This window comes from Collinsella sp. AM13-34 (assembly GCF_003473055.1).
Taxonomy (GTDB): Bacteria; Actinomycetota; Coriobacteriia; order Coriobacteriales; family Coriobacteriaceae; genus Collinsella.
Genome location: NZ_QRLE01000002.1, coordinates 124886 through 142416 on the forward strand (window position 1 = coordinate 124886; position 17531 = coordinate 142416).

Here is a 17531-nt window from a genome sequence, read left to right on the forward strand (position 1 = left end):
CCTAGACGTGCCCCCGCGCAACTTGCGGACGATATATACCTTACCTACCGACGAACCCAACTGAGGTGCCGCGCTCGGCGACCGATACATACATACGCTTGAACGGTATTTGCTACCGTTCACCGAATTCATTGACAAACGATTCGCCAGACAGTATGTATCGACGAGGTGAGATATCAGTCTTCGTCAACCCGCAGGATAGCAGGGTTGTTCACCATGGCTAGTCAAACGTTTTAGCGTTAATTAAACCCGAAATCGGCTGGTAATCGCCGTGAAATAAATGATTGAAAATCACGCAATCATGTATATCAGTTGTTTAGAGGCGTGTTTAGTTTTCGGATTGCTTTGCCGCCGCCTCGGCGCGCTCGGCATTCCATGCAACGAGCGCCTCGTGAACCGCTTTGGCGACATCGGCAGGAATGCCTCGAACTTCCGCGATCTCTTGCTCGCTCGCCGCGCGCAAACGCTTCATCGAGCCAAAATGGCGCATAAGGGCACGTTTTCTGGTGGGTCCCACGCCTGGAACGTCATCGAGTACCGAAACCGTCATGGCTTTATCGCGCAATTCGCGATGGAACGTGATGGCAAAACGGTGCGATTCATCGCGCACCTGTTTAATTAGATAGAGCGACGCGGACCCGGTCGGCAGCACGACGGGAGTCTCGTCCCAAGGCACGAAAACCTCCTCATCGGCCTTTGCCAAGCCACAAACTGGTATATCGAGCCCAAGAGCCTCAAGTTGCTTGATCGCAGCGGTCAATTGCGGCTTACCGCCATCGACAACGAGCAAATCGGGGCGCGAGCCAAAGCGCTCGTCGGCCATGCGCTCGGGAGCATAACGTCGTCCCAAAACCTCGGACATCGACACGAAGTCGTTTGCCTCGTCCAATTCGGCCTGAATTTTAAAACGACGATACTGACTCTTGTCGGCGCGCCCGTTGGTAAACACCACCATCGAGGCGACCGTAAAGGTGCCATGCAGTGTAGAGATATCGAAGCACTCGATACGCAACGGCGGCGATGGCAGCGCCAACGCACTTTCGAGCTCCAGGAGCGCTTGATTGGTGCGGTCGTCAGCGTACCCCGTTCGCATCATGTAGCGCATGAGGGCATGGCGCGCATTTTTGGATGCCATATCGAGCAGACGGTGCTTTTCGCCACGCTGCGGCCTATGGAGATGGCAGGAACGCTCACGCTTGCCCGCAAGCCACTCCCCCAGCGCTTCCGCATCCTCAAGCTCGACGGAAAGGTTGACCTCAGCTGGAATATCAGCCGTCTCGTCGTAATAGCGCTTAAGAAAGCCCGACTGGAGCTCTTCCTCGTCAACATCAAGACCCTTGTCGAGAATGAACTCGCAGGTGCGAACTGTTCGGCCCTCGCGAACGACGAAGACGCAAGCGGCGGAGATGGTCTCCTCGCGATAGAAACCGATGACATCTATATCGACACTGGAGGGAAAAACGACTTGCTGACGATCGTCCAGACCCCTGATGACCTCCAAACGACGTTTGACGCGTGCCGCGCGCTCAAAGTCGAGCGCCTCAGCGGCATCCGTCATCTCGGAGGTCAGCTCATCGACGACATCCTTGCGATGGCCCGACAAAAAGCGCTCGACACGCTTGACGTTCTTGGCATAGTCTGCCGGGGAAATCACGCCGACACACGCACCCGGGCCGCGCCCGACATGGTAGTCAAAGCAGGGGCGCCCGTTTTGCGCGCAAATCATATTGACGATGTCTTCCTCGCCCTTGTGGGACTCGACGATACGGCGACAACGACGCCACTCCGCACAGGATGCGGAGCAGATGGGGATAACCTTGCGCAGCGTATCTATCGTCTCACGTGCCGCGCGGCTATCGGTATAAGGTCCAAAATAGCGCGTTCCCGGCTTATGACGCTCACGCGTGTATTTGATAGCGGGATACAGGTCGCCCTTTGTAATGGCGATAAAGGGGTAGCTCTTGTCATCCTTGAGGTCGACGTTAAAGTACGGATGGTACTGACCAATCAAATTGCGCTCGAGCACCAACGCCTCGTGCTCGGTCTCCACCACGATATAGTCAAAGCTCGCCACCAGCTGCATCATCAGCGGGATCTTCTGGCGCTCGTCCTGCAGCGTCACGTACTGACGCATACGGGCGCGCAGGTTTTTCGCCTTGCCCACGTAGATGACATCGCCCTTGGCGTCTTTCCAAAGGTAGCAGCCGGGCTGCGTGGGAACGCGCGAAACCTGCTCGGCAAGCGTTGGAATGTTGTCGTGACCGGCCACGCGCACCTACTTGCGACGAATCAGCGCCGAGACCTCGGGCATCTTAAGGACGACGGCAAGGCCAAAGGTAACAGCAAGCGAGACGACACCCGCAACGCAAACGTAGCCAAGAGTAATCAGAATCGAGCCGCCAAGTGCCCCGACAAAGTGCTCAAGCGCCCACATGACGCCGGCGCCTGCGGCAGCACCCAGGCCACCGAGCAAAAGGCCAAAGAAACCGCCATGCAGGATAGATTTAACCTGAAGACCACGCAGACGACGACGCAGCCACCACAGCGAGCAACCGACCAAGATCACGTAGTCGACGACATACGAAAGCGCGATTGCCGGCATACCGAAGCCCAGCACAACGCCAAACAGCAGAACCGAGCCGGCCTGGCCGATGGCGGAATACAGGCAATAGCGGCTATAGGGCTTCATGTCGAGCAAGGCAGAGAAGCTCTTCTGCATCAGCACGACCACGCCGTAGAGCGGCAGGGAAAGTGCCAGGTAGATAAGGAACTCCGACACCAGCGCCACACCGGACTCATCGAACTTGCCAGCGCAGTAGATCATGTTGAGCGGACGCGCGAAGACAATCAGGTACAGCGCGAATGGAATCAGGAAGAACAGCATCTGGGCGACGCCACGCGAAATGCCCGTGCGGACGCTGTCGTAATCCTTCTCCTGTGCGTCGTGAGAGAGCTCGGTATAGAGCGCCGTCGAAAGCGAGGCGGCAATCAGCGCGTAGGGCAGCGTGTACCACAGGCGCGCATAGGCGATGACGGAAGGACCGGTCTCGGGCTGGACCACCAGCGCGGCAGCGTTCGTGATAGAAGTCGAGACAAACATGCACACCGTAGCGAGCAGCGTCGGGATACCGAGCGCAATCGTCTGGCGCAGTGCGGGGTCCTTAAAGTCGATATGGATATGGGGATGCACGCCGTGCTTGCCAAGCGCGGGGATCTGACATGCCATCTGAACAAAGACACCGAGGGTCGTACCGGCCGCAATCAAGATGATGCCGGCACGTTCGCCAAACTGTGCGGACACGGGCGCAAAGCCCATAAAGCTCGCAATGACGATCACATTGTTGAGGACCGGGGCAAACGTCGACCAGAAGTAGTCGCGGTGTGCGTTGAGGACGCCCGAAAACACCGAGCCCAAACCATAAAACAGAATCTGGATGGCAAAGAAACGGAACATGAACGCAGCGGTATCCATGCTGCCGCCGTCACCCGAAAGGAACGATTGCGTCCAGATAAAGCCCGGGGCGAACACGGTCCCCAGCAACGAAATGCCACCCAGCACCAATAGCAGAATACCGAGCAGGTTGCCCACGTACTCGTTAGAGGCCTCGCGACCCTGCTCACGCCTCACGCCCATGTACACGGGCAAAAACGCCGTCACGAGCATGCCGCCCATCACGAGTTCGTAGAGCATATTGGGCAGGTTGTTGGCGACCTGATAGGAAGACGAGAGCAGCGACATGCCGATAGCGGCCGCCATTGCCCACGTGCGGATAAAACCGGTGACGCGAGACACGATGGTCAGGATGGTCATAAGCCCGGCGGAACGACCAACCGTGGAGTAGTCCGACGAGCCCATGTCGTCAGTGTCGTCTCGCGACGAAGAAGCTTCGGATGAGGGTGTCTGAGGCGCAGATTCTTTTGCAAAATGAGCTCCGCACTTCAATTCTTCCTGCGGCATCGCTCAGTCCTCTCTCGTAATCGGGGCGACCGTCGCCCCGCAAAATGCAATTAAATCATCAGGTGCAAGCTCAAGCTGATAACCACGCTTGCCTCCCGAAATAAAAATGGTATCCCAAAGGACACATGTCTCATCAATGAGCGTCCGGTAGCGTTTTTTCATACCGACCGGACTGCAGCCGCCGCGAACGTAGCCAGTCGCCGCAAGCAAATCCTTCACATGCACCATGGCCAAGGACTTCTCCCCCGCGGCACGCGCGGCGGACTTTAGATCGAGCTCGTCGGCAACAGGGATGCAGCACACGACGTGGTCGTTGGACGGCGTCACGCAGACCAAGGTCTTAAATCCTTGTCCGGGCTCCTCGCCAAGCTGCTCCGAAATCGCGACCCCCAGGCCCGCCGACTCATCACCATCGTCTTCGTACGTATGTAGAACATAGGAAATGCCGGCGCTTTCCAGCTCGCGCATCGCATTGGTTTTTGGCGTCTTTACAGCCTTTGCCATGGCATATCCTTTCCCTCGCATTCGGACGCAAGGATTAAGTATATGTCCAATTCGGCTGCATACGTCACTTCGACACAGCAAGCGCCATCGAATCACAAGGAGTCGATGGCGCCCATAAACTGAATCGCCTATTTATTGAGCATCAAGTTGAGCCTGACGCTCCCGGTCACGCCTGAGCAACGGCGCCAAAAACTTGCCCGTATAACTCTGCGGACAGTCCGCAACCTGCTCCGGTGTGCCCGAAACCACGACGGTTCCGCCGCCGTTACCGCCCTCGGGGCCCATATCGATCAGGCGGTCGGCAACCTTGATGACATCAAGGTTGTGTTCAATCACCAGCACCGTGTTGCCCGCATCGACCAAGCGCTGCAGCACATCGAGCAGCTGGCGGACGTCCTCAAAATGAAGGCCGGTCGTCGGCTCATCCAAAATATAGAACGTCTTGCCCGTCTGGCGTCGATGAAGCTCCTTGGCGAGCTTCACACGCTGCGCCTCGCCGCCCGAGAGCGTCGTAGCGGGCTGGCCCAGGCTCACGTAGCCCAAGCCTACATCGTACAGCGTCTGGAGCTTGCGCTTAATCTGCGGGATATTCCCAAAGAAGGCCAGTGCCTCGGTGACGCTCATGTCGAGCACGTCCGAGATGGTCTTACCACGGTAGGTGACCTCAAGCGTCTCGCGGTTATAGCGTTTGCCGCCGCAGACCTCACAGGGGACATAGATATCGGGAAGGAAGTGCATCTCGATCTTAATTTGTCCGTCGCCCTTGCATGCTTCGCAGCGACCGCCGCTCACGTTAAAGGAGAAACGTCCCGGCGAGTAGCCGCGCGCCTTCGACTCCGGCGTACTCGCAAACAGCGCGCGAAGATCATCCCACAGGCCAATGTACGTAGCAGGGTTGGAACGCGGCGTGCGGCCAATCGGCGACTGGTCGATATCGATAACCTTATCGATACACTCGATGCCCTCGATTTTCTTATACGGACCCACAGGGCGCGTCGAACGGTGAATGGCATTCGTAAGGGCAGGTGCGATAGTGTCGGTAACCAGGGAGCTCTTACCCGATCCCGACACGCCGGTAACGACCGTAAGCGTACCAAACTCGATCTTGGCGGTAACGTTTTTGAGGTTGTTGGCGCGGGCGCCCGTGATCTTAAGGCAGCCGCGACCGGGCTTGCGGCGCTCATCGGGAACCCGGATCATTCGTTTGCCGGTCAGATAAGCGCCCGTCATCGACTCGGGACACGCCATGATATCGGCAGGCGTTCCCGCCGCGACTACGTGTCCGCCGTTCACGCCCGCGCCGGGGCCCATGTCGATCACATAGTCGGCAGCACGAATCGTATCCTCATCATGCTCGACGACGATGACGGTATTGCCGATATCGCGTAGGCGCTCAAGCGTCTTGATCAGGCGCTCGTTATCGCGCTGATGGAGGCCAATCGATGGCTCGTCCAAAATGTACAGGACACCCATGAGGCCGGCGCCGATCTGCGTTGCCAGGCGAATGCGCTGGGCCTCGCCTCCGGAAAGCGTCGCCGAGGCACGATCGAGGGTCAGATAGTCGAGTCCGACATCGACCAGAAAACGCAGGCGCTCCAGGATTTCCTTGACGATGCGTCCGCCGATAAACTGTTGGCGCTCGGTGAGTTCCAGGCCCTCAAAAAACTCGAGCGACTCACGGCACGACAGACAACAAACCTCGTAAATGGACTTGCCGCCCACGGTGACGGCGAGCATCTCGGGGCGCAAACGAGCGCCGTGGCAGCTCGAGCACGGCTCCTCGCGGATGTACTTCTCCAAGCGCGCCTTGGTGTTCTCATTCGTCGTCTCGGTATAGCGCTCGTACAGGATATTGCGCACACCCGAGAACTTGGTGTCCCACTGGCTGCGGCGCCCATCGAGCTTTTGATAGTCGACCGAAATCTTCTGGTCGCCCATGCCGTCTAAAAACGCACGACACACCCGCGGAGGCAGATCCTCCCACGGCGTATCGACGCTCACCTTAAAGTGTTTGCAGACCGCAGCGAAAATCTGCGGATAGTAGTTAGAGTTGCCAAACAGGCTGCCAAAGACCCCGTCGGCGATCGACTTCGAGGGGTCTTCGATTAGGGCCTCGGCATCGACCGTCTTCTTAAAGCCCAGGCCATCGCACTCGGGGCACGCGCCATAGGGCGCGTTGAACGAGAAATCACGCGGCTGCAGGTCATCGATGGAGTGTCCATGCTCCGGGCACGCTAACGCCAGCGAATACTCCAGCAACTCGCCTTCGGTCCCCTCGGGAGCGTCGCGGTCGGGCAGCAAGTATACGTTCACATTGCCGTGCGCCAGCGCAGTCGCCTGTTCAACGGACTCGGCAATACGGCCCAGCGAGTTCTCGCGAATCACGATGCGGTCGACCACGACCTCGATATCGTGCTTGAATTTCTTATCCAAATCGATAGGGTCATCAAGCGAGCGAACCTCGCCGTCGACACGCACGCGGCTAAAGCCCTCGGCGCGAAGGTCCTCAAACAGCTTGGTGTACTCGCCTTTTCGCCCGCGCACCACCGGTGCCAGCACAAACGCGCGGCGGCCCTCCCCCGCCGCCAGGACCTTATCGGCGACCTGGTCGGTCGTCTGGCGCTCAATGACGCGGCCGCATTCGGGACAGTGCGGGGTGCCCACACGGGCGAACAGCAGACGCAGATAGTCATAAATCTCGGTTACGGTGCCAACCGTCGAGCGAGGGTTTTTAGATGTCGTCTTTTGGTCGATCGACACCGCCGGCGAAAGGCCGTCGATTGAATCCAAGTCGGGTTTGTCCATCTGGCCCAAGAACTGGCGCGCATAACTCGAAAGGCTCTCGACGTATCGACGCTGGCCCTCGGCATAGATAGTGTCGAATGCCAGCGAACTCTTGCCCGAGCCAGAAAGACCGGTAATGACCACGAGTTGGTCACGCGGAATGGAAACATCGATATCCCGGAGGTTATGCTCACGAGCGCCGCGAATAACGATAGAAGAATCAGACATGGAAGCTCCTTGCCTCCTATTGCATCGAATCATACTGCCGATGAGTTTAGCGCACTCGACGCGCACAGATGTTCGTAATACAAGATTCGCAGACCTTTAGCTTTGCGTATCGGGCGCTTTGTTTCTCGAAATGCCGTGGAAAGGTTACAGTAATCTAATACTGAACTTAATTTGCTGTACCAGAGGAACGTCCATGACCGAAGATATCCCCCTTGAAATCACTTCGAGCGACATGGCCAATCTGCCCATATTCGTCGCCGTCCTTATCGTGGCCGCCGTCGTCGTGCGCGTGTATTTTTCAATCAAACGCAACGAAAAGCCACCCATTGCCCGCGTCTTTTGGTGCGCGACGCTCCTCATCCCGCTCGGCGTGGTAGCTGCATGGGTTACGAATCAATTGCTCGTAAATGAGGGCAGCTCCCTATGGATCCTTTCTTATTCGGCGCTCGGTGCTGCCGCCGTCATGCTTCTTGTCGAGCCCTTGGTTTCGGGACTTATCGACCAAACCGACCTTGCGACGGGAACAGTTGCCTGTATTTGCCGTGACATCCTTGTCATCGCCGCTGTTTCAGCGCTCTCGTTCGTTTCACTCGAAATTGCCTGCAACGAAACGTTCTATCGCATTCCCGCCAACTCATTCGGGTTTTCCGTCGGGCTGCTCGCGACGGTTCTGCTCTCCCTTTATTTGCTGGGACAGCGTCATGGAGGCGTCATGGCCCTCGTGCCCATCATCTGTTGCATCCTTGGCATTGCCGAGCACTTCGTCATAACGTTTAAAGGCGAAGCCATCCTGCCAAGCGATATCTTGGCCCTTGGCACCGCAATGGAAGTGAGCGAGGGATACGAGTTTACCTTTACCGCCGGAATCGTAACCTCTCTCGCCCTGCTGGAGATTTCCTTGGGGCTTCTTTCGCTCATCCGACCGCAAAAGCTCCGTACGCCCACCCATGTCTTCCCCGCTATCGCCGCTAACCTCTGTGCTTTTCTGCTAGTGACCGTTGTGGGGCTCTCAGGCTTTTCCAACATCGACTTGGAGCAGGCGCTGGATTTTGGATTTGACCGTTGGCAGCCCATCACCACGTATGCGTCTCAGGGTTTTATCACTTCGTTCACCGAAATGGTCAACGAGTTGCCCATTGAGAAGCCCGAAGACTATACGCCCGATGAGGCACAGAGCATCGAGCAGGAGCTCGCCGCCGTCTACGACAGCACATATGGCTCGAGCGAACAGCGCGCGGCGGCCGTTGCCCAGTTCAATGAAATCAAGCCGACGATTGTTGCCGTCATGAATGAGAGTTTTAGCGACCTTTCGTGCTTTGAGCAGCTCCAGGCGGCCGGGTACACCGGCCCCGCATTCTACAACTCGCTTCCCGACACACTTGTTCGCGGCACCATGCTCGCTTCGGTCGCCGGTGGCGGAACGGCGAACTCCGAATTCGAATTTTTGACCGGAGCGACAACGGCCTTTGTCGGATTAGGCAAGATCCCCTATCAGCTGTATCAGATGAATGGCGTAAACAGCCTGGCAAAAGACCTTAAAGAGCTTGGGTATACCACTACCGCTATGCACCCGCAAAACCCCGTCAACTACCATCGAGATAAAATCTATCAGCAGCTGGGCTTTGGAGACTTTCTTTCAATCGGCGATTTCGAAGGTGCGCCCTATTACCATGCCGGCGTATGCGACTACGCCACCTACGACAAGATACTCGACTTGCTTAGAACCGACGAAGCGCCACAGTTCATCTTTGACGTCACGATGCAAAATCACGGCGGCTACGACTATGGCACCGTTCCCGCCGAAGAGCTGACAAACTATTGGGTCGAGGGAGCCAGCGAAGGCGCCAACAGCGCGCTCAACACCTATCTCACCTGCATCAACGCATCCGACCGGGACCTCGAGTACTTTATCAACGAGCTCCGCAATATCGGCAGACCGGTTGTTCTTGTCTTTTTTGGCGACCATCAGCCGAGCGCCGCAACGACTCTCAACGACGAGCTGTACCCTCAGGAAGATACGGCAAGCCACGCTTTCCGTATCTATCAGTCGACATATCTCGTCTGGGCTAACTATGAGATCGCCGGCAATACCGAGCTCAACGTCTACGACACCGTCGGGGCAAACGAGATTGCAGCCATTACCCTTAATAAGATCGGCGCTCCGCTCACCAATTACCAAAAGGCCCTGCTTGCGACAAGGTCAGATGTACCCACCATCAATGTCGCCGGCTATCTCGGTGCCGACGGGCTGCGCTACGACTTGGAATCGGAAGACAGCCCCTACGCCTCGACGATCGACAAGCTGCAGCGCATGCAGTACCTCGAGTTCGCCAGCAAAGTTCAGTAAGCCCGCCCATTCGCTTGGGCCCATCATATTGCAAGCGCGCTCGGCCCAAATGCATCGCAAATGACTCCCGCTCGCAAACGAGGGTACAATGACGCTCGTGTCACATCGCGGGGCCCCGGCCCCAGCATATACAAAGGAGTCATACATGGGTTGCAAACACGCACAGGCCGCCGGCGGACAAACGTCGCCATCGCAATTTGAGGAGAACACGCTGTCCGAGGTCAAGCGCGTCATCGCCGTGCTTTCCGGCAAGGGCGGTGTCGGCAAGTCGTTTGTCACCGGCGCCATCGCCACCGAGCTTGCCCGTCACGGCCACAAGGTCGGCGTCCTCGATGCCGACATCACCGGTCCCTCTATCCCCAAGATGTTCGGTATGAGCGGACGCCACGTCCATGCCCTTGGCAACCTTATGCTGCCCGAAATCTCCGAGCACGGCGTCAAGGTCATGAGCTCCAACCTGCTGCTCCAAAACGAGACCGACCCCGTCCTTTGGCGCGGTCCGGTCATCGCAGGCGCCATTAGGCAGTTCTGGAGCGAGACCTCGTGGGGCCCCATCGACTACCTGCTGGTCGACATGCCTCCGGGAACAGGCGACGTCGCGCTCACCGTCTTCCAGTCGCTGCCCGTCGACGGCATCGTCATCGTCACGAGCCCGCAGGATCTGGTCTCGATGATCGTCGCCAAGGCGGTCAACATGGCCGAGAAGATGAACGTCCCCATTCTGGGCATTGTCGAGAACATGAGCTATATTGAGTGCCCCGACTGCGGCAAGAAGATCGAGGTCTTTGGCAAGAGCAAGCTCCCCGAGGTCGCAGAGCGCTATAACCTCGACATCTTGGGCCAGCTTCCCATTAATCCGGTACTCGCCGAGGCCTGCGATAAGGGCGAGGTCGAGACCGCGCTGCCCGATGGCATGTTGCCCAAGGCAGTCTCTGCCGTCGAGGCTATTACCCCGCACGAGACCGACGAGGCCTAAGTGAACGCGAGCGCCATCTATGACGTCTTGGTAATCGGCGGCGGGGCTTCAGGCCTCGCCGCCGCCATTACGGCCGCACGCGCTGGCAAAAGCGTCTGCATCGTTGAGCGCGATGTCGCCTGCGGCCTCAAGCTCCTTGCGACCGGTAACGGCCGCTGCAACCTCTCCAACGAATCGATTGATCCTCAGCGGTATAACCACCCCGCATTCGTCGAATCCGTCATGGGCCTCCAGCCCGAACAAGAGCTTATGGGTTTCTTCTCCTCGCTGGGCATCATGACGACCTCCGAGGAGGGCCGGCTGTATCCGCGCTCCCTTCGTGCCGAATCGGTGCGCGATGCGCTTCTCAACGCTTGCAATCGCCTGGGTATCACCTTGATCTGCGGAGCAAACGTTGCCTCGGCATTCAAAGCTCCCGAGGGCTGGGCACTCCAAATAGACCGTCCCGCGCGAGCACTCAAGGCAAAAAAGCACGATGACCGAAAATCGGAACTCCGCTCGCTTCGGAAGGCGCTCGCCGACACCCCTCGCAAGAACGAGACACTGCAGGCAAAGGCCGTAATTATCGCTACGGGCGGCAACCCTGCCGACATCGCAAAGACGTTCGATCTTTCCCTCACCCCGCAGCACCCCGTCCTCTGCCCTGTGTCGGCATCGGTCTTCGGCGACCGGACTGCGCTCAAGACACTGGATGGCCTGCGCGTCCGCGCCCGTTTGACGCTCACCCGCAATCACGAGGGGCTCTGGCGCGAAGACGGCGAAGTGCTCTTCCGAACCTTTGGCATCTCGGGCGTTGCCGCCTTTAACCTCTCCCGTCGCGTCCAGTGCGGCGACACGATTCTGCTCGACGTTTTCCCCGACCTCTCCAAAGACGAGTTGCTCGATATGCTCAACCGGCGCGTTGAGTTGCTCGGCGGCTTTTCACCCCGCGATCCCCGCTGGCTCGACGGCATGCTCGCCCCGCAGTTCTCTCACGTTGTCTGCACCGCATTCGAACAGTGCCACCCCGGGTCGTACGACGCCATCCATCTGGTCTCAATCCTCAAGCATTTTAAGCTGCTCGTCGAGGGAACGACAGAGGAGCGTTCGGCCCAGGTCACGCGCGGCGGCGTGCCCATCGAGAGTGTCTCAGCTCCCAACCTCTGCGTGAGCAACGCGGCAGGCGCCCCACTTTACATCTGTGGCGAGGCGCTCGACATCGATGCCGATTGCGGCGGTTTCAACCTTGCGTGGGCTTGGATCTCGGGTATTCGCGCTGCAAGCAGCCTATAGCCGCGCAGTCTATAATCAAAACGCATTCGGGCCGTCTGGGACACCGAGCGGCCTCTTTTTTGCATCTAAGGAGACCTCGATGATCGAAATCACCCAAGTCCACGCGTCGCTCGATGAGGCCGGCGACGAAAAAGCCTGCCTCATCGTTGGCAAGCGAGTCGTCAAACGCGTCCTGCGTTGCAAAGACTCCGAGATCAAGTCCATCGAGCTCCACCGCAAGTCAATCGACGCTCGCAAAAAACGAGACGTCCATTTTATCCTGAGCTTTCGTGTTGAGCTGACTAGTCCCCACCTCGAGCGAGAAGCGATCGACAGCGTTGCCGAGCGTGACCGCTCGCGCGTACGCGCGATAGAAGACTATGAGCCTTCATTCCCCTCCCCCGCCTCCGACGCACCTCAAGAACGCCCTGTCGTTGTCGGCGCCGGATGCGCCGGCCTTTTCGCTGCGCTTACGCTCGCCGAAGCAGGTCTTAAGCCCTTGCTCATCGAGCGCGGCGACCCGGCATTTCGCCGCTCGCGGGCGATCGACCTCTTTCTAAAGGAGCGCATCCTCGACCCCGAGAGCAATATCCAGTTTGGTCTGGGCGGCGCGGGGACCTTCTCGGACGGCAAGCTCAATACGGGAACAAAAAATCCCGCCCATCGTCTTATCCTCGAAACCTTCGTCGAGGCGGGTGCGCCCCGCGATATTCTGTGGGATGCCAAGCCGCACATTGGCTCCGACATCCTTCCCAAGGTTGTCACCGCTATATCCCAGCGCATCGAGCAGCTCGGAGGTGCCGTCCGTTATCGAACGAAGCTCGTCGACATTCGCATCGACGCGTCTGGCGCCATCACCGGCATTGATGTCCAATCGTCCCAAGACGCCGCTTACGAGTCAATCGAGACAAAGCACCTCATCCTCGCCTGCGGGCATTCTGCTCGCGATATTTTTGAGCTCCTTAAGGACCACAACGTGGCCCTCGCACAAAAGACCTTTGCCATGGGCGTTCGCATCGAGCATCCGCAACGCGACATCGACCGAGCCCAATATGGAGCCTCGGCGGGACATCCAGCGCTCGGGGCGGCCCCCTACAAACTTGTTGCCCATCTTCCCAACGGCCGCAGCGTGTTCTCGTTTTGCATGTGCCCCGGCGGGCAGGTTGTCGCCGCCTCTTCCGAGCAGGGCCATCTGTGCGTCAACGGGGCCAGTCTCAATGCCCGCGACGGACGCAACGCAAATGCCGCCCTGCTCGTTAACGTCACGCCTGAGGACCTTCCCAACAATGACCCGCTCGCCGGCATCGAGCTCCAGCGTGCCTGCGAGGCGGCCGCCTATCGCCTGGGCGGTTCCAACTGGAACGCACCAGCACAGCTCGTCGGAGATTTCCTCGCAGGACGCGCCAGTAAGGCGCCCGGAAAGGTAAAGCCCACCTATCCGCTCGGTGTGACCTGGACGGCAATTGACGAAGCCCTGCCGCAGCATATCATCGAGTCGCTCCGCCTGGGACTTCCCCTACTCGGAAAAAAGCTACGCGGCTACGACTGCCCCGATGCCGTTCTTACCGGCGTGGAGACTCGTTCGAGCTCACCGGTCACTGTCACCCGAGACCGAACGTGCCATGCCGTGTCGACCCCGGGCCTCTACCCTTGTGGTGAGGGAGCTGGATATGCCGGCGGCATCATGAGCGCGGCCACCGACGGCATCCGTTGTGCCGAAGCCCTGATCGCAGACCTCTAACGCACGAATTCCAGCGCGCAAAAGACACAGGCCCCAAGCTCCACAGGGAACTCGGGGCCTGTTCACTATTTCTTAAACCGTGCACCCTGGCGTTTTCTGCCCGATGCGAACGTGGAACCCTTGCGGGCCTGCGAACGTAAGCGCTCGATCGTCTCGTCCTCAGACGCACCCTCGAGCATCGCCCGAATCTGAACGACGGCATCGCGCAGGCGCGCCGCCTCCTCAAAGTCCATGGCGGCAGAAGCGTTACGCATATCCTCTTCCATGGTTTCGACGATCCGCACGAGCTCGTCATGCGGCAGTTCTTCCAACTGCTCCGCAAGTGTCTGCTCGGGCGCCACTGTTTCCGGCACGCCACCCTCGCCCAACTCATCGGGCGTATAGAATGCGCCATGGCCAAGAGAGTCGCCCTTCGAGCGTCCCTTGGAACCCACGGTTTTTTCGGCCTCGGCAATAAAACTTGAGATGTCGTTGATGGCCTTGCGCACCGTCTTGGGCACAATGCCATGTTCTTCGTTATATGCCATCTGAATCTCGCGACGGCGCTGCGTCTCCTCGATGGCCTCTTTCATCGAATCGGTCACAACGTCTGCATACATGATGACTTCGCCATCGGCGTTACGGGCCGCGCGGCCAATCGTCTGAATCAGCGAACGGCGGTTGCGCAAGAAGCCTTCCTTATCAGCATCGAGAATTGCCACCAGTGAGACCTCGGGGAGATCCAAGCCCTCGCGAAGCAGGTTGATGCCAACGAGAACATCAATCTTTCCCTCGCGCAGCGTTCGCAGGATCTCGACACGGTCCATCGTCGCTGTATCGGAGTGCATGTAATTGACCTTAATGCCGGCATCAAGCAGATGGTCGGTCAGGTCCTCGGCCATGCGCTTGGTGAGCGTGGTCACCAGCACGCGCTCCTTGCGGGCAACGCGCTCGCGAATCTCGTCCTCAAGATCGTCAATCTGCCCACGAACCGGACGCACATCGATCTTGGGGTCGAGCAGACCGGTCGGACGAATAATCTGCTCCACGTCGTTTTGGCTCACCCGCAGCTCGTAGTCGCCCGGTGTGGCCGAAACATAGATAAACTGGGGTATCCTTGCCTCAAACTCATCGAAACGAAGCGGGCGATTATCGAGTGCCGAGGGCAGGCGAAAACCGTGTTCCACCAGCGTTACCTTACGCGAGCGGTCACCTTCGTGCATACCGCGAATCTGCGGCACCGTCACATGGCTCTCATCGATGATGCAGAGCATGTCCTTAGGAAAGTAATCGATCAGGGTAAACGGCGGCTCACCCGGCTTACGCCCGTCCAGATGACGCGAGTAGTTCTCGATGCCGTTGCAAAAGCCCATCGTCTCGAGCATCTCAAGATCATAATCGGTACGCTGCTGCAGACGCTGCGCCTCGAGCAACTTGTCGGTCGCCTTGAGCTCCGCCACGCGCTTCTCGCACTCTTCGCCGATCGATTTCAGAGCCGCCTTGACCTTCGGCTTCTCGGTCACGTAGTGCGATGCCGGCCATACGGGGATGGCCTCGTACTCACGCAGCATCTCACCGGTGACCTCATCGATCTCGGCAATCAGCTCGACCTCGTCGCCAAAGAACTCAAACCGCAACGGATGCTCGGCATAAGGCGGATACACGTCGACAACATCGCCGCGCACGCGGAACGTGCCGCGTGCCAGGTCATAGTCATTGCGATCATATTGAATGTCGATAAGTGCATGGATAAAGTCATCGCGCTCGAGCGGCACCTTCTTGTCGACGTTCGGGGCTAGGCCCGCATAGTCCTCAGGAGAGCCAATGCCATAGATACACGAGACCGATGCGACGACGATCACATCTCGTCGAGAGAGCAGCGATGCGGTCGCCTGATGGCGCAGCATCTCGACCTCTTCGTTAATCGATGAGTCTTTCTCGATATATGTATCGCTTTGCGGCACATACGCCTCGGGCTGATAGTAGTCGTAGTACGAGACGAAGTAGACCACAGCGTTATTGGGAAAGAACTCTTTGAGCTCGCTCGCAAGCTGAGCGGCAAGCGTTTTATTCGGAGCCATGACCAGCGTCGGCTTTCCCAGGGCCTCAATAGTCTTTGCCATCGTGAAGGTCTTGCCCGAACCAGTCACGCCCAGCAAAACCTGATAGCGGTCTCCGTCCCTCACACCCTGCACAAGCGACTCAATGGCTTTAGGCTGAGAGCCTGCAGGGTCATAGGGAGACACGACCTTAAACGGCACGTCAGCGCCCTCAACGCCAAAGCGCTTAAGTTCACCGCCAACGCGTTCTACTTCAAATTCCGCCATGGATACTCCTAACTCATATCTCTGCAGTATACGCAGGCGGCAGGCATAGTCCTATACGAACCGATCGGGATAGAGGGTCTTGTAGCGAACCCAGGCATTATTGACACGAATCAGATACGCCTGCGTCTCGGGAAAGGTGATTGCATTATGAAACGACGTACTCTGCTGCGCCCATCCGTCGACATTGCCCATGCCAGCGTTATAGGCGGCAATGGCACTGTCAGTCGACCCGTTAAAATACGTTAGAAGATACGAAAGATACGCACAGCCAAACTCGATGTTCGTAGCGGGATCGTTAAGGTTGTCGGCTGAATACTCGCTACCATCGACAAGACCTTTGGCAATCATATCCTGGGCAGTCTCGGGCATCAGCTGCATTAATCCCCGAGCGCCTTGATTCGACTCGGCCTCGGGATCCCAATTCGATTCCGACTTTATGACAGCACACACCAGATACGGATCAAGATTGTGCGAAATGCTCGATTGCTTTACGTACGCCTCGTAGTCAATCGGATACAGTGGCTTAAAGAAAGCGGCAGGAGCATACGAGTAGACGAGCGAAATAAGGCCAAAGACGAACACAACGGCAAGTGGCGCCACGCGATACCACGTAAAGAAACGTGTCCTAGGCATCGACCTCCTCCTTATCCACTACATCCCCGAAGCCATGGCGCACAAGCCAAGCGTCCAGTTGTTCAAAGAGCGAGTTATCGCCCGCCGCATTATCGATTACCGTCGAAGCGAGATTGCAAAGCGAAGCCTCATCAGGTTGGCATGCAGAACGCGCATCAAAATCAGAGGGCTCCATACCACGATGAATAGCACGCCCGCGACGAACTGCTAAAGGAGCGCTGATAACCAGAATTTCATCAGCCAGGCCAAAAGCATCCTCAAAACCAGTCGGGGCAGAAACCTCGACAACCGCAAAGGGATAACGGGGGGACGAAACCGTGCAGCAAACCGGATCAAGAATCCTAAGCGAAAGCTGCTCAATGAGAACGGGGTGCACAATGCTATTGAGCCTCGCGACCGCATCAGGAGAAACAAAAGCTCGAGAAGCGAGGATGTTACGGCGAACGCCGCCCTCCTCGTCCAAAATATCCCAGCCAAATTCTTCCGCGAGGGCATTGACGATATCGGAGCCTGGCACATACAGCGATTTGGCAAGCTCGTCCAGATCGATAAGCATGGCGCCATGAGATTCGAGATAGCGGCAGGCAGTCGACTTACCCGAAGCAATATTGCCCAAGACAAAAACGGTAAACATCAAGTCCTCCCTAACGCCAATGGGAGTTATTATCGCGCAAATACAAAAGAAGGACTCAAAATACAGCCAAACAGTAAGACAAGCTAAACGAAGGCAAGTTCTTGTATTACAGCTCTCTATAAAACGCAAAAAAAGGGGGAGGCCGCGAGGCCTCCCCCTTCTTCAAGTC

Annotated in this window: 11 protein-coding genes; 4 read left to right on the forward strand and 7 right to left on the reverse strand. The window is 57.8% G+C overall.

The genetic code is table 11. The features are described from left to right. Positions 1-328 precede the first annotated feature (328 nt). From uvrC to uvrA, 4 genes are all read right to left on the reverse strand, one after another. Complete coding sequence (gene uvrC, locus DW151_RS01295; RefSeq protein ID WP_311774759.1) at positions 329-2269, reverse strand: excinuclease ABC subunit UvrC; 1941 nt, start codon at positions 2267-2269, stop codon at positions 329-331. Between the two features lie 6 nt (positions 2270-2275). Then, positions 2276-3856, reverse strand: a complete 1581-nt coding sequence (gene murJ, locus DW151_RS01300) for a murein biosynthesis integral membrane protein MurJ (protein ID WP_117564878.1) — start codon at positions 3854-3856, stop codon at positions 2276-2278. 105 nt (positions 3857-3961) lie between these two features. Continuing rightward, the gene (gene ybaK, locus DW151_RS01305; RefSeq protein WP_117798286.1) at positions 3962-4462 is read right to left on the reverse strand and encodes a Cys-tRNA(Pro) deacylase; all 501 of its coding nucleotides are present in this window, start codon (positions 4460-4462) and stop codon (positions 3962-3964) included. A gap of 132 nt (positions 4463-4594) precedes the next feature. Further along, complete coding sequence (gene uvrA, locus DW151_RS01310) at positions 4595-7474, reverse strand: excinuclease ABC subunit UvrA (protein WP_117635941.1); 2880 nt, start codon at positions 7472-7474, stop codon at positions 4595-4597. Between the two features lie 193 nt (positions 7475-7667). Between uvrA and DW151_RS01315 the strand changes: the two genes are divergently transcribed. From DW151_RS01315 to DW151_RS01330, 4 genes are all read left to right on the forward strand, one after another. Next, positions 7668-9821 (forward strand): LTA synthase family protein, encoded by a 2154-nt coding sequence (locus tag DW151_RS01315; protein WP_158571633.1) that lies wholly within the window; start codon positions 7668-7670, stop codon positions 9819-9821. A gap of 145 nt (positions 9822-9966) precedes the next feature. Further along, a complete protein-coding gene (locus DW151_RS01320; RefSeq protein ID WP_117798284.1) occupies positions 9967-10797 on the forward strand; it encodes an Mrp/NBP35 family ATP-binding protein in 831 nt (276 codons plus the stop codon). Continuing rightward, positions 10798-12069, forward strand: a complete 1272-nt coding sequence (locus tag DW151_RS01325) for an NAD(P)/FAD-dependent oxidoreductase (RefSeq protein ID WP_117798283.1) — start codon at positions 10798-10800, stop codon at positions 12067-12069. Between the two features lie 79 nt (positions 12070-12148). Next, the gene (locus DW151_RS01330) at positions 12149-13789 is read left to right on the forward strand and encodes an NAD(P)/FAD-dependent oxidoreductase (protein ID WP_117798282.1); all 1641 of its coding nucleotides are present in this window, start codon (positions 12149-12151) and stop codon (positions 13787-13789) included. A gap of 65 nt (positions 13790-13854) precedes the next feature. Here DW151_RS01330 and uvrB read toward each other — a convergent pair whose 3' ends face one another. From uvrB to coaE, 3 genes are read right to left on the reverse strand one after another with little or no spacing between them, the layout of a single operon-like run. Continuing rightward, the gene (gene uvrB / locus DW151_RS01335) at positions 13855-16095 is read right to left on the reverse strand and encodes an excinuclease ABC subunit UvrB (protein ID WP_118334077.1); all 2241 of its coding nucleotides are present in this window, start codon (positions 16093-16095) and stop codon (positions 13855-13857) included. Positions 16096-16146: 51 nt separating this feature from the next. Beyond that, the gene (locus DW151_RS01340) at positions 16147-16728 is read right to left on the reverse strand and encodes a lytic transglycosylase domain-containing protein (RefSeq protein WP_118334078.1); all 582 of its coding nucleotides are present in this window, start codon (positions 16726-16728) and stop codon (positions 16147-16149) included. Further along, the gene (gene coaE, locus DW151_RS01345) at positions 16721-17362 is read right to left on the reverse strand and encodes a dephospho-CoA kinase (protein WP_118094833.1); all 642 of its coding nucleotides are present in this window, start codon (positions 17360-17362) and stop codon (positions 16721-16723) included. Before coaE ends, DW151_RS01340 begins: the two co-directional genes overlap by 8 nt. Positions 17363-17531: the final 169 nt, after the last annotated feature.